Source organism: Paraeggerthella hongkongensis (assembly GCF_003726035.1).
Taxonomy (GTDB): Bacteria; Actinomycetota; Coriobacteriia; order Coriobacteriales; family Eggerthellaceae; genus Paraeggerthella; species Paraeggerthella hongkongensis.
Genome location: NZ_QICD01000019.1, coordinates 1 through 24,509, shown reverse-complemented (window position 1 = coordinate 24,509; position 24,509 = coordinate 1). Strand labels below are relative to the sequence as shown.

The window sequence follows — 24,509 nt, the reverse complement described above, 5'->3', positions numbered from 1 at the left end:
TATTGCCGGCTTTGATTTCAGTGTTGCGTCGGCCCTGTTTGTGCTATTGGCCGATACTCTCATCGTCATAGCTGCGCTGCGCGGGAGGTTGTCCGCAATGTCTATACCGACCGTCGTTCCCTCGGCGATTCTCGCAGCCGCAGCATGCTTTTCGTTTGCCGGTAGTTTTTCCATGATGAATCCAACGATCTCTCTTCTGGTTCTTGCGCTGGCCCAAGGGGCCTCCACCGCCATGCTGACCCTGGCCTGGGCAGAACTGTTCACCACCATGAAACCCGCCGACAGCATGAAGGCGCTTGCTTTCGCCATGCTGCTTGCATCTTTGGTTTCCTACGCTCTCCGGCACGCCCCCTCTCCTGTCATCCTGATCGCTGTTCTTGTTTTGCTGCTAGCGAACGTGGCTCTTTGTCGAAAGGCGAAATGCGAAGCGAATACGGCGCCGCAAAACGAGCCTTCCCGCGGATCGGCGCCGCAGCTTGGAGCCAACGCGACGCGCTCGTACCTGAAGGGGTTTCTCTCGATCGGAGAGGGATTGCTGTCGCTTTTGGTGCTGGGATGCACCGTCGGAATCATCAACGGGTTCATGGTTGCGCAGCATTACAACTTCGAAGGATCGTCCCTTGCCTCCTCCTTGGGAGTCATCGCCGCATCGGTCGCTTTCTTTATCATGGCGTACGGATTCCCCAAGACGTTCAGCGCGTCGCGCGCGTACCGCGCGCTCTTCCCCCTTCTGACCGGAGTGCTGATTGCGTGGCCGTTCGCGAACTTCCAATACGGCTACTTCGTAAGCGCCACGTTCGTAGCCGGCCATAGCCTGATATCGACGAGCGTCATGTTCCTGATCGTCCGCGAGTCTCACGAAAGCCGGTTGAACCCGTACGTGTTTATGGGAACGTCGGTCGTGCTTATTCGACTGGCATCGATGCTGGGGATCGTGGGCGGCTCGGCCATAGCGGGACTGGACATAAACCCGCCGTTCAAGACCATGCTCGTATTCTGCATCGCCGTATATCTCCTTTCCCTTGCACTGTTATTCATGCTGCGCATCAGAAAACGCTCCGCCGCAACAACCAGCAGCAACGATACGGAAGGAAGCGCGCCCTCTTCTGCCGAGAACGGCTCGTTTTGCGCGACGGGACAAGAGATTTCCGTTCGCTGCAAGCTAACGGATAGAGAGTCGGAAATACTGCTGCTACTTGCTCGCGGAAGAAGCAGCACGTACATCGGCGAGGCTCTGTACTTGTCCCCCAACACCGTTCGCGGACATATCAAGAACATCTATGCGAAACTGGAAGTGCACTCGAAGCAAGAGATCATCGACCTGTTCACCGATCAGGCGGGGTGAGCCCATCCCCGCACGGACGCAGGCGGGACGGCGGATGCAGGCGGGACGGCGGATGCAGAGCGGGGTGGTAGTTGCGGGCCGCCTCGCAGCGGCTGCGCTGCGGAAGCGGGCGCGAATCGGGGCCCCTGTGACAATTTCACGAGCGCACGAAGCCGCCAATCGGCTGCATCCCAAAACGCGACCAGACCTTTTGCCGACAAGGCGCTGCCGAAACCTGCATTCGGCAACCCGTTCTCTGTCACGGGTCCCGATTCGCGCCCAAAAAATCGAGACGCTGCCGCAACCTGTCCGCAGAGGGCTCGAAGATGGCAGAGATTCCGAGGTTTGTGGCTTTCGGTTCGCGACGGCGCGCACGAAAAGGGAAGACGTAATCTGCGACCAGGCATTATGCGACCACTTGTTCGCTATAGGTGAAACCCCTCGCGTTCAGGAGCCACAAACCTCCCAATCTCTGCCAAAAAGCGTATGTCCGCTGTTAAACCGCGGCTTTTCCACGTTTAAAATTGTCACAGGTCCCGATTCGCGCCCAGATTTGGGGGGGGGGCTCCCCACGAGGTGCGCGGTCCACGCGAGCAAAGCGATGCCGCCGTGCGCCCCGCACGCCCCACACGCGATCCGCAACCTGCGCGTCCCGTACGCCAAGAGCGCCATGCCCGGCACACCAAAACGGGCCCCTCGAAAGGGGCCCGTCGGCATACTCTATGCAGTGAAACCTATAGCGAGAAATCCTCGTCGCCGTTGAAGACGTCGAGCGCATCCTCCACGGAGTAGTCAGCCAGCGTGATAGCGCTGATGGCCTTCGTCAAACGCACAGCCTCCGCCAGCGAGCGCTGGTGGATGTTGCGGCCGGTTGCGTTGCCGCAGGCACCGCCGATATGGATCTGGTCATGCAGCTGGGTCAGGAACGTCTCGGCGTCAACCGTCGAACCGCCCGCGCACACAAGGCCTGTGCGGCCAGCAGCCATGGCGGCGATCTTCAGAGCCTCGGCCGGCGTACGACCGTCCTCGGGCTTCGGCGGGTTCACCTTCACGAAGTCGGCACCCAGGCACAGCGCCACGCCAGCGGCGCCAGCGATGAGGTCCGGATCCTTCTCTGCCGCAACAGCCTTGCCGCGCGGGTAGATCCACAGCACCACCAGCAGGCCGTTCGCATGCGCCTGAGCGATGAGCTCGCCGGCCTCGGCCATCATGGTGGACTCGTACTCGCTGCCCAGATACAGCGTGTAGCCCAGACCCACGATGTTCACGCCAGCCTCGCGCATGGCCAGAACAGCGTCCAAATCGTACAGCTGCGGCGAATAGGGATCGTCCTGCTTGACGCCTACGATGTTGGTCTTGGAGTTCATCTTGACCAGATAGTTGATCTCGGGATAGTCGGCAGCATACTGCGCGATCAGGCCACGCTGGCCAGCCAGCACGCCGCACACGCCCTGACGACCGATCTCGAAGAGGTGCTCCGGCTGAGCGTCGGCGATGTCGATGCCCTCGCCGTAGAAGTCGGCATTGAGATGCTCGACCTTCTGATCGCACGCGAACAGCATGAGGCGACCCGTGCCACGGGTGGCCTTCATGTAGTTCTCAATGTACTCGTCACGGGATTCCGGCATGACGTCAGCCGGAACTCTCACCTGGTCACGAGTGATTTTGGGCATGATTTCCTCCTTATAGGATCCTTATTCGGGAAGGCTGCGCGCGAATTCCTGCGCTTAGGCCTTATCGATACCGCCATTCTAGCGAAAAAGAAAAGCCGCCCGCCCCTATTCATGGAAAAACCCCTGAACATTTGGACGAGCGGCGAAGCAATGCAACCGCGAGCAAACAGCTGGTTGCCGATGCGCTAAAACCACTCCTTCTTATTGAGGACGTAGATCTGCTCAAACTGGGATTGCGATTTCGTCAAGTAAATGATGCCCTCGATGATAGCGATGACCCAGATCACCCAGCACGCAAGCGACAGCGTAAGGATTCCGCCCAAAATAGAAACTCCCAGCATGACGAAACCGGAAGTGTTGTACCCCAGGTAGAACTTGTGAATGCCCAGCCATCCCAAGAAGATGGCCAGCAAACCGGCAGCCACATGATCCTTCGTAGCCACAACCGGCTGCGCGTACGGCTGCTGGTAGTACGGCTGCTGATACCCATAATAGGGCTGCTGCGGCGGCACGGCGCCAGGACCGGCATGCGGCGTCTGGGGCGCGGCGTAACTAGGCTGCTGAGATGTGGAGGGCCCACCATAAGAACCGCTCGCGGGCACCTGCGGTGCGGTTTGCGGCGCGCCGTAAGAAGGCTGCTGTGCGGGAGCCCCGTACGAGGGGACCTGCGCGCTCGAATACGGAACCCACTGGGGGTTCCCAGACGCCGAGGACGCAGGAGGCTCCGGAGCGAACGGGGCGCTCTCCCGCTCGGCCGTCCCTGTCGACTCGGCCGTCTCGGCTTCCTCGATCACCTCGACTTCCTCGGCTAAGACCACGGATTCGATATCGGCCGAACCGGTCGAAGTATCATCAGGGGCGCAGGCAGAAGCTTCCACTGCAACCACGTCCGCAATCTCGTCCACTTCGGCTTCCTGCTCAACAGGCTCTTCGACGAGCTCCCCGGTGGACTCCCCCACGGCATCCGCCGTTTCCGCGTCGTTCGCTTCGTTCGCTTCGGCAGCCAGCCTCGCTTTTGCCGCCTCGAGTTTTTCCTGGGCCGCCTTCAACTCGGCTTCCGCAGCAGCAACCGCGTCCTCGGCGCTGTTCAAAGGTTTTTTCTTGGTCATAGCGACCTCTTTCGTCCTGCGTTTCAACATCGTTGTTCTTCAGCGTCATAGTAGAGCGCGACGTAACGTCGCAGAGGGTTCCGTCATAATATCGTTAACGTCCTCATAGTTTCTTAAGGTATGCGAAGCAGCCCGCGCCGTAGACTCGAAAAGCGCCCGCAGCGCAGCGCAAGAGAACCGCTAGCGATTGCCCTTCGAATGCTTCTCCAGAAAACGCATGATGGGATCGCGCAAAACGATGCCCAGCACGGCGATGACGCCGGCCACCACAAAGATGATGGCGCTCTCCATGAAGCGCCCGTCCACCAGGCCGTCAGCCGCATACGTAGACACGATGATTCCGGGAATACGCCCTATATTCGAAAGAACGAGAAACGTGCGCATGCGCATATCCGTCAGCGGCACCAGATACGTGAACACGTCTTTCGGCAAACCGGGGATCAGGAACAGGATGAACACCACGATGTTCAATTTGCCGGTCAACTCGAACCTGCGAAACTTATCCAAATACTGCGTGGGCACCATGCTTTGCACGAACGGCGCACCCAGCTTGTGCACGAGCGAGAAAATGAAAGCGCTCGATATGACGCAGCCCGTCAGGATGATCAGCCCGCCAATCCAAGGGCCATACAGCATGCCAGCCGCAATCTGAACAACCTCGCCGGGGATGAACGCCACCACTATCTGAAGGAACTGCAGCCCCAGCAGGATAAGAAACCCGACCGGGCCCGCGCCGCGCACGTCGTTTATAATGCGATCGATGCCGCCGGGTTCGAACACATCGTGAACGTACGGCCACAGAAGCACGCAGATCAAAACCATGATCGCGAAGAACCCGATCAGGCCGACGAACTTGAAGATGTCGCCCTTCTCCATTTTGTGGCCGCGCACAGTAACTTCCTGCTCGGCCTTCTCATGCAGCTCCTGCTTGCGCTCGGCCGCTTTCTGCTTCAGCTTTCCCGTATCAAACCGAGAGTCGTGATCTTCTGTATGATTGCCCATTTAATCCTCGTGACGTGCTTTGTCGAATTCGTCCTTGAACGCCGCGAACATGTTCTTCTTGGACGCGGGCTTCTTCGCAGACTGCTTGGCCGGCTGCTTTTCGGCAGCTGACGAGGAGGGGCTTGCCGTCTTTTCGATGGCGTTCTCCTGCTTGCTCGGCTTCGGGCCGCGAGCCTTGTCGTATTCATCCTTGAAATCGGAGAACATCGTTTTGGATTTCGCAATTTGCTTCCCAGTGGCGTAGGCGCCCTTGTTCACGGCTTCGCCCGTTTTCTTAGCCGCCTCGGAAGCAACCGGCTTCACCTTGTCGACGGTCGTATGAACCTTGTCCATCGCAACAGCCGTAGCCTGACCTGCCTTTTCGGCCACCCCGCCCTCAGCTGCAAGGTCTTTCACCTCGTCGGAAACCATGATGGCCCCCAGCACGACGTCGTCGGAAGCCACGCCTTCCTGCCCAACCTGCGCAAGGGCTGCCCCCATGCCACGACGAAAGCCTTTGATAAGGTCCGCCGAAACGGTTCGCTTGCCCAAGAGCGCGTTTGCAGTAGCACCGGAATCGGTGTCGAACGAAACAACCTCTCCCGTAATGCGGTTGAACGTGACGTTGCCCACCGTTCCGAACGCGTCGCCGCCTTCAGTCATCACGGGCAGGCCAACCCAGAGCACGCATTCGTCCCAATCGACGCCAAGCGCCTTGCAAGCAGCGCGATCCGTCGCCTCGGGGACGTTGCGAATAGAAATACGGCCATCTACCAGGTCGTATCCCTCTATGGACACGAACTTGTCCTTCCGTCGGAACATCCATAGAAGGTCGGGGCGCTTCACGATGAAGCCGACGCAACGCTTTTCTTTCGGGTGAAACACGAAACGACGCACCTTGCCAATACGCTTCGTGCCGTTCTTCCCGCCAATAACGCGAACCCCCGTGAGTTCGTCGGTCGTGATAAGTTTGCTTGCCATAACCTTCTTCTCCGCAACGATCGGGCACACCGCACGGCTTCTCCTCCGCAGTCCCGGTGCCTTCACTACCACCTCTACGTAAAAAGCGGCGCGCGGCGCGACCGTTTCCGACCGCTTGAACCGCGCAACCGCTTCACCTCGCCTATATCTCGCGTCGCTTTATTCGCCGGCAACCTTGTCGGCAGCGTCCTGCGCCTTGTCAGCAGCGGCATCAACGGCCTCTTCTGCGGCGTCCTGCGCGGCGTCGACCACGTCATGGGCGGTATCCGCTGCAACCGGAATAGTCTCGGCGGCAGTTGCCTGAGCCTCTTCCGCATTCTTTGCTACCTGGGATGCAATGCGCTGACGAGCAGCTTCGATCTTGTCGCGAAGCTCGTCGTTTTTCTGAGAGAACGCGGGCTTGATGTTGTCGGCAGCCTCCTGCACGCGAGCGCTGGCCTGGCCGTACAGCTCCTGGCTTTTCGCCTGCGCGTCCTGAGCGAACTGCTGGCCCTTGCTGGCAACATCCTGGTACACATGCTGAACGTTGCCGGCAGCCTGGGTGCCGAACTCCTGAGCCTCGCCCCATGCGGCGTTCATCTTGTCAGTCACAAGAGCACGCGTCTCCTGACCCGAACGGGGAGCGTACAGCAGCGCGATCACAGCGCCGGCAAGTCCGCCAGCGAGAAAAACTCCGAATTTGTTGCCCATAACGGCCTCCTTTTGGACGTTTGTCTGTGCAACTATTATAGGCGCACCCTTACCCGCCCGGATAGGAAAACATCAGCGCTCTATTATTCGGTTGCCGGTTTGTTGAGTGACGAAGGCAGATGCAGCAAAAGAGCAGGCCGACAACCGGTGAGACAAAGGGACGGGGTCAATGACTCATTTTCTGGCCTGCAGCCGAAAATGAGTCATTGACCCCGTCCCTTTGTCTCACCTTGCTTGCGTGCCCTGTTCCGCGCTATCGAGCAAGCGCGTTGTTGACCAGCTCGTCAAGCACAGCCGGAAGCGAAAGCCCCGCTGCGGCGCACGCAGCAGGGAACAAAGAAGACTCCGCCATACCCGGAGACACGTTCACTTCGAATACGCGCGCCTGAGCACCGTCCCAGATGAGGTCGATGCGGGCAAGGTCGCGCACATTGTAGGCCCGATACACCTCGAGAGCCGCGCGCTCTATTTCCGCACGAATGGCATGAGCCTCCGCCTCGTCCTGCGAAAGAGAAGAGGGGCGCACGGGCGCGAAATATTCGACCGCACCGGGAGTCATGCGAGCTTCGGTGTCGAACATGCCGCTCTTCGCAACGATCTCGACCGGCGGCAAGGCGTACGCGTCCCAGCCGTTGCCCAGCACGGACACGGCCATCTCGACGCCTTCGACCCACTGCTCGATGACCACAGCTTCGTCAAACGACAACGCGTCCAAAATAGCCTCGCCAAGCTGATCCACCGAATTCACGCGATGCACGCCCATGGCAGACCCGCCGTGAGCGGGCTTGACCGCCACCGGATAGCCGCCGATCACGCGGTCCTCAACCAGGTCAAGGGCCGTTGCAGCGCCCATGCTCTTGAATGCGTCACGAGCGATGTAAAGACCCTGCGGCCACGAAGCAACCGGAGCATCGCCGGTGATAGCGCGATACGTGGCCATCTCCGAATGCAGCGAGTCCTTGTTCCAAGTGCGCTGGCACACGCTGGCCGGGGAGCCCACGAAGGGGATGCCCACAAATTCGAGCAAGCTTTGAATGGTGCCGTCCTCGCCGTGCTTTCCGTGCAACGCGCTGTAGCATACGTCGGGACGCTCGCTTCGAAGCGTGGGGACCAGGTCGGACGTGGTATCCAAAGGAACTACCTTGTGGCCGGCTTCCTCAAGGGCTGCGCACACATGCTTGCCGCTGGCCAGGGAAAACTCGCGCTCAAACGAGGCGCCGCCCATCAAAACTGCTACTTTCAGGCCCATGTTTGCTCCTACAATCGGTTCTCAAAATCACTGGTGCGCCAACGTTGCAAGGGCGTCAGTCCGTCGGCTGACTGGCGGACGGAGCCTGGATGGCGCCGGCCTCCAGGAATGCACGGTACAGCTCCAAACGATCCTCGATCACGTGAGCCAAGCGGCGGACAGCCTCCGCGATGTTCTCGGGACTCTCGAAGCTGAAGTTGATGCGCATGGAATTCTTGCCCGCAGCCGCGCCCGGGAAGAAGCTGTCCCCCGGCACGTACGTCACACCCGCTTCCAGCGCCTCGCTCAGCATGCTGCCGGTATCGAAATAATCGGGAAGCGTCACCCACACGAAAAAGCCGCCTTCGGGACGCGTCCACGAGGCCTCCGGTGGGAAATGCTCTTCAAGCGCAGACAGCATCGCGTCGCGACGCACATGGTACGTCTGCACGAACTTCTGCAGCGTTTTTTGCCACGGGGTATCGGTGAAGTAATGCTCCACGACCACCTGGTCGAACGAGCTTCCGCACAGATCGGTCCCTTGCTTGACCAGGTTGACTTTCGCCAGCACGTCCCGCGGCGCCACGATCCATCCCGTGCGCAACCCCGGAGCAAACACCTTGGAAATGGTTCCCAGGTACACCACGCGATCATCCATAGCCTTAAGCGGAACCATGTGGCCCCCGTCATAACGCAAGCGCCCGTACGGGTCGTCCTCAACCACCATGAAACCGTATTCGTCAGCTAATTCCAGCAAACGCTTGCGGCGCGTAGCCGACATGGTCACGCCGCCCGGGTTCTGGAAATTGGGGATGGTGTAGCAGAACTTAAGGCGCGGATTGCCCTTGCCGATACGCTTCAGCTCGGCTTCCAGCAGATCCGTGCGCATGCCCTCTTCGTCGAACGCGATGCAGCGCACGTCCGGCTCGTACGCACTGAACGCCTGAAGCGCGCCCAGGTACGTGGGGCCTTCGGCCAAAATGATGTCGCCCGGATTGATGAACGCTTTGGAAATGAGGTCAAGCGCCTCTTGCGCACCGGACGTGATCAGGATGTTCTCAGGCTTGGCTCGCACGCCTATATCGCGCATGAGATCGCAGAACACCTGCTTCGTCTCTTTGCGACCATCGGTTGCGCCGTACTGCAAGGCAACGGAGCGCTGGTCGTCGCATGCGGCGCGCACGGCCTTCTTGATGGAAGCCTGGGGCAGCAGGGATACGTCGGGCATGCCGCCCGACAGGCTGATGACATCGGGTCGCGTGGCGGCGGCAAACAGGTCGCGCACGGCGGACGATCGCATTTTCTTGACGCGATCGGCTATCTTGTCGTCAGTTTGGTCAAATGTCAGATGAGCTGTAGTCATGGGGTCAGGGTACCACCGTCTCGTTCAGAAAACGGGCCGCGTCGCGAAAAGCCCGCAAAGCAACCAAATCGTCGGTGAAGCTCACTTCGATCCGCGCTCGGCCCTCAAATTCGTCCGTCCACTCGGTTGTCCCGACAAACACCGGCCCGACATCGGCCGACGCATTGGATGACGCCTGAGAGGAAGCAGATCGAACCTGCTCGTCGATGACCAAATGCTCCAGAAGGTGCGGGATCGACGTGCGGTTCATGACATCCGCGAACGTATCGCCTGCATCGTTCACGCAGGCATGACGCGGAAGGTTCGGGTACGCTTGGCACACGCAAGCCATGAGCGCCGGCGAAGTCATGCGCGGCGATCCGGGCGCCAGCAGCACGTCGCACACAACGCGATCGGCCCGAACGGTCAAGCGTTCAAGAGAGAGTTTGGGAGCGCGAAAAGGGTCGGAAGACGACAGGGGCGCCGCATCGCGACCGCAATGAATCCGAGAACTAGACATCGCGCACATCGAAAAGCTGCGAAGGAGCAGCGGTTGCAGGATCAACCGGGTTCGAGGCGTCGGTCGAGTTTGCGCCTTCGGAAGCACCCGCTCCATCGGCGGATGCCGCCCCTTCGGCAGATCCCGCGTTCGCATCGGCGGATGCACCCTCGCCCTTGTTCGCACCTGCGTCCTGGCTTGCAGCAGAATCTTCGCCCGAAGCAACGGAAGCTCCTTCGCGCGGGGAAGCCGAAGCGTCGCCCGACAAACGATCGAGCACCGTCACGTTTTCGCCTGGCGTCGGATTCTCGGCAGGCTGGTTTTGCAACGAGCGCAACGCCTGGTCAAACATCCAACCGATATCGTCGATCAGCGTGGAAAACCACGTGTACTCTTTTCCGTCGGTGATGACCAGCTGGGACCGATCGAGCGAGAAGCGATAGCGGCCCTCGCCCTGCATGTTCCCGAAGGTAAACGAGATGGTCTTGGCACCCGTATCCAAAGCATAGGTGTACGACACATCGGGAGTAAGCTTAATGACCTGGCCGTCAATAACGACGACCGTTGTAGAGCCGGGCGTGCTCCATTCGCCCTGAAACTCGGCCGCATCGTTGTAACGCAGCCATCGATCCCACGAAAACACGCCAACGATCAGCACTAGCACTGTCAAAATAGACAACGCCACAACCGCTGGCCAGCGAAGCTTGAACGACTTCGTCGTCTTCGCCTTCTTGCGCCGGTTCCCAACCTGGTCGGAAGCGTCGACGGAATCGCCTTCGTTCGAAAGCTTGGCGCCCGGCTGGGCATACGCCTGCGCGCCGGACTTGTACACAGGCTTGGGAGCAGATTTGGGGACGCTTTGGGAAGCCGATGCCTGCGCGGGACGGCCGGCCTCCTTGGAAGCCGGCACGGCAGTCCGAGCATCTTGGGCGGACGCAGGCGTCGACGAAGATGCTGCAGGATCCGACGTCGGAACCGACGTCGGAGCAACTTTCGAAACCGGGGCGGCTTTCGGAGCCGAAACGGCCTGCGCGGCGGGCTTGGCAACCGGCTTTCCAGCAGCCTTGACCGAGGGCTTGCCCTTTACGCGCTTCGGCTTTCGCGGCGTAGGGGTTTTGGCCGCCGCGTCTTTTCCGGCGGGCTTCTTGGCGGGCGGCGTCTTCGGCGCCTGCTCTTTGGCGGATCGATCATCCGCCGCCTCAACTTTTTTCGGCGCAACGCGGCGCGCGGGTTCTTCAACCCGCGCGACCTTGCCGGTATCTCCCGGCTTTTTCTTCGATTCAACGGTGCGCTTGCGTTTCGTTACCACGCTTGCGTTACTCCTCTACAACGCCTGGAAATCGCTATTCCGGCGCAATGACCTCAACGCCGCCCATATAGGGAACCAGCACGTCGGGAACCTTGATGGTGCCGTCGGGCTGCTGATAGTTCTCGATGATGGCGGCCATGGTGCGGCCCACTGCCAAGCCGGAACCGTTCAGCGTGTGCAGGTAGCGCGTGCCCTTGAAGTTCTCGGGATCGCGGTACTTGATGTTCGCCCGGCGAGCCTGGAAATCAACGCAGTTCGAGCAGGAGGATATCTCCTTGTAGCCGTTGTAGCTGGGCAGCCACACCTCAAGGTCGTACGTCTTGGCAGCGGAGAAGCCGATGTCGCCCGTGCACAGGCTGATCACGCGATACGGCAGCTCCAGCTTCTGCAGGATACGCTCGGCATCGGCGACCATGCCCTCAAGCTCGTCGAAGCTTTCCTCGGGCTTCGCGAACTTCACCATTTCCACCTTGCTGAACTGATGCACGCGAATGATTCCGCGCGTATCGCGACCCGCGCTGCCAGCCTCTTCGCGGAAGCACGGCGTGAACGCGCAGTAGTGCAGGGGAAGCTGATCGGCGTCGAGCACTTCGCCCGCATGAATGTTGGTCAGCTGCACCTCGGCAGTAGGAATGAGATACAGGCCGTTCGTGGTCTTGAACAGGTCCTCTTCAAACTTCGGAAGCTGACCCGTGCCCGTAAGCGTGGTGCCGTTCGCCATAGCCGGGCACCACCATTCCTTGTAACCGCGGCTGGCATGAGTGTCGGCCATGAAGTTGATGAGCGAGCGCTCCAGACGAGCGCCCAGGCCGCCCAGCAGGTAGAAGCGGCTCTTGGCCAGCTTCACGCCACGCTCGAAGTCGATGATTCCCAATTCAGGGCCAAGATCCCAGTGCGGCTTCGCCTCGATGCCTTCAGCGGCGAAATCGCGGGGCGTGCCCCAGCGGCGCACCTCAGGATTGTCATCCTCGCTCTGGCCCACGGGCGTGGAGTCGGCCGGCATGTTGGGCGCGCTCATCATAAGCTCGCGCAGGTCGGCGTCGGCGGCTTCGCGCTCTTTGCCGATAGCGGCAATCTCTTCGTTGATGGCGCGCACGCGCTCTTTCGCGGCTTCAGCCTGGTCCTTCTGGCCTGCGGCCATCATGGCTCCGATAGATTTGGATGCGGCGTTACGCTCGGCCTGCAGCGCTTCTTCTTTCGCGATGGCCGCGCGGCGCGTTTCGTCAAGCTGAGAGAAGCGCGACGCGTCCCATGAAGCATTGCGGTTCTTCATCGCTTCAGCGACCGCTTCCTGGTTGTCGCGGACAAACTTGATGTCGAGCATGGTAGCGCTCCTTCTTGGTTGGATACGATAATTGAACCAGTATACCTCACGCCCGACGCAGCTTGCCGGTCCTTCACGCCGTTGGCATGTTCGGCCCGCCTTCGAGCCCGGGCATTCGAGCGCCCGGGCCGTGCGCCGCGGGTCCACGGGCTGCATGCCCACGCGCTTGCACGACCCGGCCGCATGTCCGAGGGCTTGCGCGACCCGGCCGCATGTCCGAGGGCCGTACACGCCCGCGAACTGCCTGCCCGCGCGACCCGGCTATGCCCGCGCGACCCGGCTGTGTCCGCGCGATCCGGCCGCGCCCGCAAACCGCACGCCCCGATGCGCTGTCAAAATGAGCGAGTTTTGCTGGTCCTCAAACCAGAATAAAAGCCCCTAGCAGCTTTGTGACCTGGTGCGATACAAAACGCCTTCGAGAAGAAGCCCTCTCGAAGGCGGAAAATCGCCGCAAAACTCGTTCATTTTGACAGCGCGTCGGGGCGCACGGCACCCGCGGCAGCGCGTCAGGGCGCACGGCACCCGCGGAAGCGCGTCGGAGCGCGCGGCGGAAAAGCGGGCTAGCGGCGCTTGCGCGTGTGCTCCACGATGGTGGACAGAACGCGGCGAACCTCGATGGGCTTGGAGAGATGCGCGTCCATGCCGCTGGCAAGCGACGCGTTCACGTCCTCGGAAAACGCATTCGCCGACATAGCCACAATAGCCACGGTGCGCGCATCCTCGCGATCAAGGGCACGAATGCAGCGCGTAGCATCGTAGCCGTTCATTCTGGGCATCTGCACATCCATAAGCACCACGTCGTAATACCCCACGTCAGACGCCTCGAACAGGGCGCATGCCTCCTCGCCGTCCCGTGCGCGTTCGATGGAAAGACCCTCTGTCGCCAAAAGCTCACAGGCTATTTCCGCATTCAGATCGTTGTCTTCGGCAATCAGCACGCGCAGCCCTTCGAGCTCGCTGCGCTCAATTGCGCGAGGGGCGGAAAGCGTCGCAAGGGAAAGCGAGCCTTCTTCGTCGGGCGCATTGCCGCGAGGGGTCGAAGGCCCGTTAGAGCCACGGTCGCGCGCGTCGTCTTCAAACGACTTGAGCTCAGCTTCGAACGCGATTCGCAAACTCAACGTAACCGTGAATGTCGTACCCTTCCCTATGGCGGAGTCAACCTCAATCGACCCGCCCATCATGGTTACGACATTCTTGACGATGGACATGCCCAGTCCCGTGCCCTGCTCGTGCGAACGGCCCTCCATGACGAACGGCTCGAACATGCGCTCGATGAATTCTTCCGACATGCCAATGCCGTCATCGGACACTACGAACACCACCTGGCGATACCCCATGACCGGAGCAGCGGCAGCGTTCGTCTCAAGCTTCACATGGCCGCCCTCGGGCGTGTACTTGACGGAGTTCGACAAAAGGTTGATCAGAAGCTGCTTCAAACGCACCGTGTCGCCCACGTACACGGCATCCGCACAAGCAGGCCCGCGCACCGTGAGCTCCTGGCTGCGCTGCTCGCACTGCGGGCGAATGACTTCCTCCACATGGTCAAGCAGGTCGGCCAGACGGAAAGGATCGCTGGCTAGGGTCATCTTCCCGTTTTCGATCTTCGAAAGGTCCAGAACGTCGTTGATCAAGCCCAGCAAATGATCCGATGCCGTGCCGATCTTGGCAAGGTTCACGCGCATTTTCTCAGGATCGTCCACGTTGCCGCGCGCAATCTGGAGCATGCCGATAATCACGTTCATAGGCGTGCGAATCTCATGCGACATGCGCGAAAGAAAATCAGATTTTGCCTGGTTGGCGGCTTCTGCAGCATTCATGGCATCCTTCATGGACAGCTGAATCTGCTTGTCGGGCGTGGAATCCCGCAAAACGATAAGCACCTGCTGCTTGCCCTCGAACACCAGAGGCCGAACCGAATAGGCAACCCAGCGGGAAGAGCCCGTGCGCGTACTGCGAAACGAGAATTCGCCGTGCTCGAATTCGTCGACCAGCCCTTTTCTGATCCGACTGAACAGATCGACTCCTTTTTCAGAAAGCCCCATCTCGCTTGCCAAGCGCTCGTTTTTCAGGAAATCGTCCAGCGCGTAGCCGATGATGTCCGCCGATTTCGCCACGATAGGCGTGACCTGACGATCCTCGGGATGGTACAGGTTAACGGCAAGGTCCACGCTGTCGGAAAGCGCGCGGTACAGCTGGGCCATCATGGCAACGTTTCGCTCGCGCACCCGGCGGCGATACGCGGCGAACACCATGAAGCCCGCCACGATAAGGCACACCATGACGATTCCGAATACCGCCTGGAACGTGGTGGTGACCACCGCTGCTTCGGCGCGCACGTTTTCGACCGGCACCACGCTGCACACGTACCAAGGGCCTTTGTTCACCGGGGCAACGCACACGTACGAGACCTTGCCGTCAACCGGCGCGGTAACCAAGCCGCTTGAGCGGTCGTACACGATGTTGAACAGGCCCTCCAGATCGCTTCCCTGCCGGGCCTGAAGCGACAAAAGAGCGTTGTTCAAACTCTCCGGGGATGCAAGAGACAAGGGCTCTTCGTACCGAGAAGCCTCATCCAGAAACTCGTACAGATTGACCTCGGAAGGCAGAACGGTTTTGGTTTTGTCGGCGGGAGGAACCAGGATCTCGCCCGTATCGGCTTCGAACAGAATAAAGTAGCCGCGCCCGTCAAACATGTCCAAATGCTCGGGCATGGCGAACAGGCTCAATGGAATCTGCGCATACAGCGCGCCCACCTGCTGGCCGTCGATGTACAGCGGGCGCTGCACCGTGCGCACGCGAACGCCGTCCTGAGTCGCGAAGGTTCCGGAATACGACGGGATGCCCTGGGACAAGGCCGTTTCAGGCCCTTCGATCTGATCGACGCTGAACGGCGATCCGTCGCTTTCCACGCCCGTGCCGTCCATGCCCGCAAAGGCGGCGCCCGCCAAGCCCAAGCGCTCCTGCAACGCCGAAAGAGCAGGAAGAAGATCCTGCGGATCGGACGACTGCACGGTAAACGCGCCGATCGCGTCCTCCATCATGACCGCGCGATCGGATACGTTTCCCGCAGCCTGCTCGGTAAAGGTGACCACTTGCTGCTCGGCGCTTTCGTTAAGCTTCTGATCAATGAACGCGGTCAAGCTGAACACGGCCACGATCACAAGGAGGACGGCCGCAGCGGAGACAGCCGTCGCAATTGCGCGGCGCTCTCCCTTCCCCCTGTTCACAGCCGACATGCACACGCCCTTCTTTGATGAGCGAAAAGAATAAAGGAATCTCGGAACCAACCCATATCGGAATCGGTTGGGCATAGTATACTCTAACGCTGGAGTGCAAACCTTCCGCGACGACAGCGGTCGCCACGGGCAGAACAACGAGGTAATCATGGATTTCGGTGCGTTGTACCACTTTCTTTTCGAAACGTACGCCGGCATTGGATGCCTGGTGGGCGCAGGACTTGTCATCAGCCTGATCGCATGCATCATCATGGAACGCCGTACGCGCAAAACGTTCGTCAACCGGGAGCCCGGTGAAGACGATTGGTCGTTTTTCGACGACGATGACGAGGGCGAAAGCAAGTAATCCGTCGTTTTCGACCCGTCAACCGATCCGCATAGCTTCACCATAGGCATGGAGGCTCAGCGGCTGCACGCGGCCGAAAAAGCTCCCGCCTGACGGCGAAACTCGAACAGGAAGGTTTACCCATGTCAGAATCTGATACGTATCTATATCGCCGCGAAGGCGACTACATCCCCCGCGTGGCGGCTGTTCACGATCTGTGCGGCTACGGAAAATGCTCGCTCGGCGTGGCCATCCCCGTGCTGTCTGCAGCAGGCTGCGACGTGTGCCCCGTCCCCACGGGGCTGTTCTCGTCCCACACGGCTTTCCCCGGTTGGTACATGCACGACACCACCGAGATGCTGGCCGACTACACGGCCGCATGGCAGAAGATCGGCGTGGAAATAGACGCCGTGTACTCGGGCTTCCTGGGAGCGCCCGAGCAGGTCGACCGCATCCGCGACCTGTACGACCAATATCCGAACGCGCTACGCGTGGTCGATCCCGTAATGGCAGACCACGGCAAAATCTACCCCACCTACACGCCCGAGCTGTGCGAAGCCATGGCCGAGCTGGCCTGCGGCGCGGACATCCTCACGCCCAACCTGACCGAAGCCGCCATCATCCTGGGCGAAGAATGGCAGGGCACCGACATATCCGACGACGAAGCGAAGCGCATGATCGACGCGTTGGCGGCCAAGGGCGCCAAGCACGTGGTGCTGAAGGGCATCCAGCGCGAAGGCGAAACGTGCATTCGCAATTTCGTGGGCGGCGTTGATTGCGAAACGGTCGAGGTGCGCAACGAGTACCTGCCCTACATGCTGCACGGTACGGGCGACCTGTACGCCTCCTGCCTGCTGGCGGCCATCATGGCCGGACGCAGCCTGGCCGAAGCGGTGGCGTTCGCGGGCGATTTCGTGCACGACGCCATGATCGTCAGCGCCAAGCAGCCCGACTTCGAGGACCGCGGCGTCAGCTTCGAGCCCCTGCTGGGCAAGGTGTGCAAGCTGCTGTAAGAGCCCCGAATGAGACAAAGGGACGGGGTCAATGACTCATTTTCTGGCCTGCGGCCGAAAATGAGTCATTGACCCCGTCCCTTTGTCTCACAACTCTTTGACGATGTTGCGGGTGCCGAGGAACGCAAGCGCGACGACACCGGCCAAGACGAGCATCGACACGCGAGCGGCATCCCTGCGCGCAAGGGCGAGCGATTCGACGATCGCCTCCGCTTGCTCGTCCTGGGCCCCAACCTGCAAGGCGGACTCGTAGTAATCCTCGTCGCCGGAAAACGAAACGCCCTGGCGAACCACTATGGCAGCAGGCTCCGCGGCCGCGTCCCCAAGCGAACCCAGCTGAGCCGCCGCGCCCACCTGCACTGCGCCCAGCAGCAGCGACCCGACGACCGCCGTGCCCAACGCCATGCCCACGTTGCGCGCCGTGCCCTGGATGCCGCCGGACTGCTGCGCCGCAAGAGGATCCACTACCGACGCCACTGCGTTGTTCGCCTGCGAGTTGACAACGCCCAAGCCGGCCCCGACCAAAGACGTGGCCAAGAACAGCAGCGGCGTCACGCCATGAGGCTCAAGGGACAAGGCCATGCAGCAGATGCCCGCAATCACCAATCCATAGCCGATGCGGATGACCAGCCGGGGGCGGGCGGTCTTCAAAAGCTTCGGGACCAACATGGCGCACAACAGCATGGGCATGCCCGAAAGCAACGACAGAAGGCCCGTTTGGAGCGCGCTGAAACCAGCCACCAACTGCAGATACGGCGTCATGAGAATCCCTTGGGCGCCCATGCAGAAAAACGGGACCGCCACGGCAAGCAGCCCGGCGCGAACGCGCGACGAGCCCACGAACGCGCGCGGCAGCAACGCCGCCTTGCCCCGCTCCTCTCGCCTGCGCTCGAACGCAAGCAGGCACGCAAGCAGCATCAAGCCCGCCGCCATGGCCGGAAGCGCAGGGGAAACGCCGAAAATCGTGAACGGGCAATCGGGCAGGGGCTCGATGCAGCCCCACGAGACCGCACGAGCGATGCCGAACAGCAAAAGCGCCAGCCCGCTTGCCGCCAAAACGATCCCCGGCACGTCAATGCCCGTAGACGCGCTGGATTTCGGAAGCTTCGGCAACAAGCGCGTGCATGCGAGCACGATGGCGAAATACGCGGCGAGCACGCCGAACGTCACTCGGAATCCCGCCGCATCGAGCAACAGCCCGAACGGAATGGGGACCAACGTGGAAAAAGCCGAGGCGGCCGCCACGAACCCAAAAGCGGTCGCGCGGGCATGCCCCTCGTAAAGCGCAGGGATCAAGCCGAGCACCGAAGGCGTGATGAAGCTTGCACCCAAGCCGACCACCAGGCGGCCGCCCCAGGTGAACACCTCCATGTCGGGGGCGCACACAACCACGATCTCGCCGAGCACGGCCAGAGCCAATCCGATGCGCAACGTCCTGCGCCATCCAATGACCATGCCCACCATGCCGCCGGCGATCATGCACGATCCGGCAATCAGCGAATACGCAAGGCTGGCCATCTGCACGTCGGCCACCGTAGCGCCGAGAGCGTACACCAGTTCCTGCACGGCGATGCCGAGCGCGGCGTTATCGCTCGACGTCCCAATCTGGGCAAGCACGATAACGATAAGAGGACCCAGAAGAAACGGGGTCTTTCTCGGTGTCTCCCGCACAGAAGACCCACTCTCTGAAGCCATTGCCGGCACCCCCCTGAAATTCGCAGGCTGAACGCTTCGCTCGCATCATTGTATCGACGCTTTTTCCCGCCTTTTGTAGAAGAATTACCGTATCTTCGGTAAAATACCCTTCGCTATGCCCCGCGCATCCTGCACATCCTGCTGAAGCCCAAGCCAACCCCGAAGGAAGGGCCCTTTCGTGAACGTACGCCAAAGCACGTTGCTGAACCATGTGCTGTACCTGGAGCACTACACCCCCGTAGGGGAGCTGGCCCGCATCATCGGCTGCTCCGAGAAAACGGTGCGCACCGATGCGAAAGTGGTCAACGAGCACCTGATCCACGCCGGATTCTCATCCCGCATCGGCAGCAAGCGCGGCAACGGCATTCGCATGGTGCTGGCGCATGGGGAACGGGGACGACTGGAGGCCATGGTGGCCGACAGCGCCATCGAGATGCGCCCGCGACTGGAGCGGTTCTATCGCGGCATGCTCCTGATAGCCTGCTCTCCGAAGGCCTATACCGTGGACACGCTGGCGCACGCGCTCTTCACCAACAAGCAGCAGCTGCAAATGGACATGAAGTGGTGGGGTTTCATGCTGAACCCCTTCCATCTTGCCCTGCGCAAAAAGGAACGCCTGGTCATCGAAGGACCCGAACTGTCGCTGCGCTTTTTCATCGAGTACTTCTTCTACAAGCTGGACCGGCGCATGATGCAGAACCACATCGAGCCCACGTTCATGAGCCAGGACACCCAGTTCCTGAAAACCATCGTCGACGAGGCCGAACAGGAAATGGGGCTGCAGCTTTCCAAAAACTCGCGCCAGCAAACGTCGTTCTACCTCAAGGTCATGTGCGCGCGGCTGAGGCTGGGCCACGCGCTTGAAGCCGATTTCAAGTTCGAGGCGGCCCATCCGGCTCTTGCCGGCAAGTTGAAGGCGCGATTCGAGCGCCATCTGGCAACGCCCGTGAACGATCACGAGATCGCGCTGGCATCCAACCTGTTCTCATGCGGCACATGGCAATGGAGCAATCGCAACATCGAGGAATACGAGCCCTCCGACTCCACCGTCAAGCTGGTAAAGCGCATCGAAGCGGTCTTGGAGCGGAAGTTCGGCCACGCGCCCGACACGAGCCTGCATCAGCGCCTGCTGGTGCTGGTCGACGGGGCGCTGCTCAGGAAGGCCTGCAACCTGTCCATTCCCGGGCCCATCGAACACGCCGTGAAATACGACAACATGGATGGGTTCCTGCTTTTGACCGAAGCCCTGCTGGAAGCCCCCGAACTGAGGGATTTCGACGTGTTCGGCGGAGACCATACCCGCATCGTCATGGCCATGCTCGAATACCTCGACCACGTGCGCGCCGAGCGCGTGTTTCGCGTGGGGCTGGTGGTGAACGCCGGCGTTGAGCAGGCGGCTTACGGAAAGTACCGCCTTGAGAAGCTGACGTCGAAGGTGCGCATCGTGGACGTCATCACCGAAAACGATGTGGAGCGCCCCGCCCCTTCGGCAACGCCTCTTTCCGATCGTTTCGATTTCCTTATCTCGTTCGAGCCGCTGAACAGCACGTTTCCAAGCGTGACCATTTCCGAGGCCATCGACGAACAGGACATCATGCGTCTGATGACGTCCATCCCGACGCTGGGCAACAGCCTTGAAATGCAGCTGCATCGCATGGACGTAGAAGACCCGGTCCAGGAGAAGGACCTGGCCAGCCTGGCGCACGCCGTGCATCGGGAGCTCGAGCGCAAAAACGTGCTGCACATGGAAAACGACCGGTTCGCGCGCGTGTTCGAAACCTCGTATTTCGTATCGGGAGGCACGCTGATCCTGCCCGTGTTCAGCCCGAGCGTCACCGGCACCTGCACGGTGTTCTTCCGAGCGGACGAGTTCAACATGATCGGCACGCTGATCAAAACCATCGCCGTCCTCCTGGTTTCCGAGGCGGACCGTCCGTCGGTCCCCTCCCTGACCGAGCAGTTCAAACGCGTGCTGGCCGAGCGCGCGGAACCCCAAGACGCGCTCACCGCGTACTTCTCGGCCTGATCGTCGAAACCCCCGCCATGCAACGAGCCCGCATGCTGCGCATGCGGGCTCCAGGAGGTCGAGCGGGCTTTGGGGCGAAAGCCCGCTTCTGGCACCGGGTGCCTTACGAGGTGCGCCGTTACGCGCGGCGGTAGACGGATTCGCCTTCCTTGACGGTTTCGAGCACGTTGATGGAGCGAATGTCCATCGGGTCCACCTTGAGCGGGTTCGCGTCAAGAATGGCCAGGTCGGCCAGCTTGCCTGCTTCGAGCGTGCCCTTGCGGTCCTCTTCGCCGTACTGGTAGGCGCCGTTGATGGTGATGGCCTTCAAGCCGTTGAAAACATCGATCTTCTGGTCTTCGTCCAGCTGGGCGCCGCCCTTCGTCACGCGGTTGACCGCGCACCAAACCGTTTCGAGCATCTTCGGCGCAATAACGGGCACGTCGGTATGGAACGTGAACGGCAGCCCCGCGTCCAAAGCGTCGCGCACGGCGCTGATGCGGCCTCCGCGAACCGGACCGAAGTTTTTAAGATGGATGTCTCCCCAATACCAGATGTGCGACGTGAACATGCTGGGGATCATGCCGATCTCGGCCATGGCCTGGTACTGGTCCCGGCGAATGGTCTGGCAGTGGATCATAACCGGGCGCAGCTTGTGCTTGTCCGGGTTCGGGGAGTCCTCCAGCGCGCGCTTGTACTGCGCGATCAGCTGATCGCCCGCGGCGTCGCCGTTGCAGTGGCACAGGACCTGGTGGTTCGTGTCGATGCCGCTGCGGATGAACGCGTACGCCTCGTCATCGGTCATGGTCCCGTACGCCACGTAGTCGGTGGCGCCGTCCTCGCCGGGCTCGTAAGGCTCGGTCATCCAGGCGGTGCGGCCCTGCGGAGAGCCGTCCAGGAACATCTTGATGCCCCCCAAGCGGAAGTGGCCGATGTAGTCCTGGCTGTCGAAATCGGCGTTGCGCTCGAGCATGCCCTCCACGCCGTGGCCGTCCATGGGGTAGCCCACGATGTCCAGCTTCATCTTCCCAGCACGGGCGAATGCCGCCATCATGTCCGCGAAGTCCGGCTGCGTTGCACCGTCTTGGGCGGTGGTCACGCCGTTCTCCACGTAGTAGTCCTGCATTTCCCCGAACATCGCAGGGACGTCCAGATTCATGCGGGGCTGGCACATGGCGTAGAAGTTGAACAGGGTCGCAGGCTCTTCGGCATAGCCGTTCGGCTCCGTGGTTCCCTCCACGCGCCCGTACAGGCCGCCTTCGGGATCGGGCGTTTCGGCCGTCACGCCCACCAGTTCGAGCGAACGGGAGTTGGCCACGCCCATGTGCCCCGACGCATGAACGATGAAGATGGGGATTTCGCGGGAAGCGCGATCGAGCACGTCCTTCGTCGGATGCTGGCCTTCAACCAGGAAGTTCTGGTCGTAGCCCGTGCCCATGACCACGCCCTCGGCCGTGATCCCGCGCTTCTCGATGAAAGCGGTCAGCGCGTCCACGATGTCGTCGAACGACGTGCAGTCCGACAAGCTGGCCGTGGAGATGTACTGGGTGGTGCCCGTCAGGTGGCTGTGCGGGTCGATGAATCCGGGCAGCACGGCCTTGCCTTCAAGGTCGATCTCCTGCGCGCCGGCCGCACGGCACCGCGCCTCGTCCAACGAACCCGTGAACGCAATCGTGCCGTCATCTGCGACAAGCAGCGCCTCGAACGTGGCATCCTCTTGCGTCATGGGAACGAAATCGCCATTGTAATACAGTGTCTTCATAGCGTGTGCTCTCCTTGCTTCCGTGGATTTCGCTGCTTATCGAGCTGTTTCAAGCTGGTCGGACACGGCGCCGGCGGCCTGGACCGCAGCCTCTGCCTCCTCGTCCTTGCGAAGGACCGTGATGAAGGGCGTGGTCAGCAAGCCAGAAGCCATGATGATGGCGGCCACGATAAAGGCGGTCTTCGTGGAATCGACGCGCGCCGTCGCGTTGATGGCGGCCAGGCTCTCGCGCTCGGCATCGCTCATCTTGATGTCTTCGATGGTGGCCAGGAAGCTGTCGTCGCTCATGAGCGTGATGGAGCGCTGCGACACGGCCTGACGGACCTCGGGGGAAATGGCGGGATCGGCCTTCATGGCAGAATCGATATTGGACGTGATGCCGAACAGCAGCACGGCGCCCAGCGCGGCAACGCCGATGGCCTGGCCCACGTTGCGCATGGTGGTCTGGATGCCGCCCGACTGCGCCGCATCGCGATCATTGAGCGCCAGCGCAACCACGTTGTTCGTGTGCGAGCTGGAGATGCCGGCGCCAACGCCCACCAGGAAGAACCCGACGTACATGCCGAAGCCAACGCCCTCTTCGGAAATCGAGAAGCACATGAGCACGAGCGAACCCGCCATGACAAGGTAGCCGAGCTGCAGCACGCGACGCGGGTTGGCGTTCGGGAACAGCTTCGGGATGCCCAGCGAAAGCAGGAAGGTGGGGATGCCCACCATGAGGGACATGGCGCCCATGGTGACCGGCGACCAACCGGCGACCAGCATCAGGTACGGAGCCAACAGGATGGACTGGATGCCCATGAAGAAGAAGGTCAAGGCCGAAGCCACCAGGCCGGCAAGCACCTGCGGCGTCTTGAGGAACACCTGCGGAAGCAGCGCGCTGCCGTTCTTCTTCTCGATGCGCTTCTCAACGAACACCAACGCGACCAGCATCAACAGGCCGAGCAGCGTCATCGGCAGGGCCGGGGACATGCCGAAGATGGTGAACGGAGCAGCATCGAAGGGCTCGAACAGACCCCAAACCGAGATGCGGGAAAGGCCGACGAGGAACAGGAACAGACCGCCCGCGGCAATACCGGTGCCCACGCCGTCGAACTTGGCGCGCTCGCCGCCTTCTTCGATGGCGGGAAGCTTGAAGGAAAGCAGGAACACGACCAGGAAGTAGCAGCCCAGCACCACATAGGTGATGCGGAAGCCGGCCATTTCCATGAGCACGCCCAAGAGCAGCGGCAGCACGGCGGCCAAACCGGAGGCGGCGCCGATGCAGCCGTATGCCTGCACGCGGTTCTTGCCCTGGTAGATTTTTGGGATCAGGCCCAGGACCGACGGGATCATGAAGCTGGCGCCGAAGCCCACCAGGACGCGGCCGCCCCAGATGAACACGAGCATGTTCGGAGAGAACGCCATCAGGATCTCGCCGGCGGCGCACAAAAGCGCGCCCATGCGGAAGTTGCGCTTCCAGCCGATGACGGTGCCCAGCAGGCCGCCGGCGATCATCAGCGCGCCGGCCATGAGCGAATAGACCATGTTAGCCAGCTGGATATCGGGAACCGTGGCGCCCAGCTGGTTCACGAGCTCCGTGTTCGCCAAGCTGAGAGCGCTGTTCTCGCCCGATGTGCCCATTTGGGCCATGATGAGAATGATGATGGGAAGAACGAGGAACTTCGAAGCCCCGTCTTTCGCCTGAGCCGCGGATGCGGCCGTTTTCGCTGCCATGTACATACCCCCTTGTGTTGTGATAGATCGTTCAGCATCATGCATTGTAGGAAGCAACGGGGGGTACACGACGCAGAACAATTACCGTTGTAACGGTAATCGCTAAAGGAGCACCAGCGAAAGATGAGACAAAGGGACGGGGTCAATGACTCATTTCTGGCCTGCGGCCAAAAATGAGTCATTGACCCCATTACAGTAGACGCCAGCCCGATCAGGCCGTGTTCGCGGGGCTCGGCGGCCCCGGCCAGGCGCTCGCCCAGCCAGCTTTCGCCTATCATGGACACGGCCCCATGGGCC

18 protein-coding genes are annotated in these 24,509 nt (G+C 61.1%); 4 read left to right on the top strand and 14 right to left on the bottom strand.

Annotated elements, in window-relative coordinates:
• Positions 1-97: 97 nt before the first annotated feature.
• The gene (locus DMP08_RS09000) at positions 98-1,345 is read left to right on the top strand and encodes a response regulator transcription factor (protein ID WP_244596899.1); all 1,248 of its coding nucleotides are present in this window, start codon (positions 98-100) and stop codon (positions 1,343-1,345) included.
• Between the two features lie 713 nt (positions 1,346-2,058).
• Here DMP08_RS09000 and DMP08_RS08995 read toward each other — a convergent pair.
• The 11 genes from DMP08_RS08995 to DMP08_RS08945 all read right to left on the bottom strand — a co-directional run bounded on the left by DMP08_RS08995 (position 2,059) and on the right by DMP08_RS08945 (position 15,696).
• A complete protein-coding gene (locus DMP08_RS08995; RefSeq protein WP_123192576.1) occupies positions 2,059-2,997 on the bottom strand; it encodes a beta/alpha barrel domain-containing protein in 939 nt (312 codons plus the stop codon).
• A gap of 185 nt (positions 2,998-3,182) precedes the next feature.
• On the bottom strand, positions 3,183-4,106 hold the full coding sequence (locus DMP08_RS08990; protein ID WP_123192575.1) for an NINE protein: 924 nt from the start codon (positions 4,104-4,106) through the stop codon (positions 3,183-3,185).
• A gap of 180 nt (positions 4,107-4,286) precedes the next feature.
• Positions 4,287-5,108 carry a TVP38/TMEM64 family protein gene (locus DMP08_RS08985; protein WP_123192574.1) on the bottom strand — a complete coding sequence of 274 codons (822 nt, stop codon included), beginning with the start codon at positions 5,106-5,108 and terminating at the stop codon, positions 4,287-4,289.
• Positions 5,109-6,068: a PRC-barrel domain-containing protein gene (locus DMP08_RS08980; protein ID WP_123192591.1), complete on the bottom strand. Its 960-nt coding sequence runs from the start codon at positions 6,066-6,068 to the stop codon at positions 5,109-5,111.
• Between the two features lie 159 nt (positions 6,069-6,227).
• Positions 6,228-6,758, bottom strand: a complete 531-nt coding sequence (locus DMP08_RS08975; RefSeq protein WP_211328421.1) for a YtxH domain-containing protein — start codon at positions 6,756-6,758, stop codon at positions 6,228-6,230.
• Positions 6,759-7,011: 253 nt separating this feature from the next.
• The gene (locus tag DMP08_RS08970) at positions 7,012-8,007 is read right to left on the bottom strand and encodes a D-alanine--D-alanine ligase family protein (protein WP_211328420.1); all 996 of its coding nucleotides are present in this window, start codon (positions 8,005-8,007) and stop codon (positions 7,012-7,014) included.
• A 55-nt stretch (positions 8,008-8,062) separates the two neighbouring features.
• Positions 8,063-9,349, bottom strand: coding sequence for an aminotransferase-like domain-containing protein (locus DMP08_RS08965; RefSeq protein WP_123192572.1), 1,287 nt, complete (start codon positions 9,347-9,349; stop codon positions 8,063-8,065).
• A 4-nt stretch (positions 9,350-9,353) separates the two neighbouring features.
• A complete protein-coding gene (locus DMP08_RS08960; RefSeq protein ID WP_244596898.1) occupies positions 9,354-9,848 on the bottom strand; it encodes a hypothetical protein in 495 nt (164 codons plus the stop codon).
• Positions 9,841-11,136, bottom strand: coding sequence for a hypothetical protein (locus tag DMP08_RS08955; RefSeq protein WP_123192571.1), 1,296 nt, complete (start codon positions 11,134-11,136; stop codon positions 9,841-9,843). The genes DMP08_RS08960 and DMP08_RS08955 overlap by 8 nt, the downstream gene beginning before the upstream one ends.
• A 34-nt stretch (positions 11,137-11,170) precedes the next feature.
• Positions 11,171-12,460 carry a serine--tRNA ligase gene (gene serS, locus DMP08_RS08950; protein ID WP_123192570.1) on the bottom strand — a complete coding sequence of 430 codons (1,290 nt, stop codon included), beginning with the start codon at positions 12,458-12,460 and terminating at the stop codon, positions 11,171-11,173.
• A gap of 560 nt (positions 12,461-13,020) precedes the next feature.
• Positions 13,021-15,696 (bottom strand): ATP-binding response regulator, encoded by a 2,676-nt coding sequence (locus DMP08_RS08945; protein ID WP_123192569.1) that lies wholly within the window; start codon positions 15,694-15,696, stop codon positions 13,021-13,023.
• Between the two features lie 148 nt (positions 15,697-15,844).
• On the opposite strand from DMP08_RS08945, the gene DMP08_RS08940 reads away from it, so the two are divergent.
• Together DMP08_RS08940 and DMP08_RS08935 are read left to right on the top strand one after the other, a co-directional pair.
• Positions 15,845-16,042, top strand: coding sequence for a DUF6724 family protein (locus DMP08_RS08940; RefSeq protein ID WP_123192568.1), 198 nt, complete (start codon positions 15,845-15,847; stop codon positions 16,040-16,042).
• A 122-nt stretch (positions 16,043-16,164) separates the two neighbouring features.
• Positions 16,165-17,034: a pyridoxamine kinase gene (locus DMP08_RS08935; RefSeq protein WP_123192567.1), complete on the top strand. Its 870-nt coding sequence runs from the start codon at positions 16,165-16,167 to the stop codon at positions 17,032-17,034.
• An 87-nt stretch (positions 17,035-17,121) separates the two neighbouring features.
• Here the strand turns inward: DMP08_RS08935 and DMP08_RS08930 are convergent, their stop codons facing one another.
• Positions 17,122-18,729 (bottom strand): MFS transporter, encoded by a 1,608-nt coding sequence (locus tag DMP08_RS08930; protein ID WP_123192566.1) that lies wholly within the window; start codon positions 18,727-18,729, stop codon positions 17,122-17,124.
• 178 nt (positions 18,730-18,907) lie between these two features.
• On the opposite strand from DMP08_RS08930, the gene DMP08_RS08925 reads away from it, so the two are divergent.
• Positions 18,908-20,755 carry a BglG family transcription antiterminator gene (locus tag DMP08_RS08925; RefSeq protein ID WP_123192565.1) on the top strand — a complete coding sequence of 616 codons (1,848 nt, stop codon included), beginning with the start codon at positions 18,908-18,910 and terminating at the stop codon, positions 20,753-20,755.
• A 118-nt stretch (positions 20,756-20,873) separates the two neighbouring features.
• Here the strand turns inward: DMP08_RS08925 and DMP08_RS08920 are convergent, their stop codons facing one another.
• A complete protein-coding gene (locus DMP08_RS08920) occupies positions 20,874-22,496 on the bottom strand; it encodes an amidohydrolase (protein ID WP_123192564.1) in 1,623 nt (540 codons plus the stop codon).
• A gap of 36 nt (positions 22,497-22,532) precedes the next feature.
• Entirely contained in the window at positions 22,533-24,212 is a 1,680-nt protein-coding gene (locus DMP08_RS08915; RefSeq protein ID WP_123192588.1) for an MFS transporter, read from the bottom strand.
• Positions 24,213-24,509 lie beyond the last annotated feature (297 nt).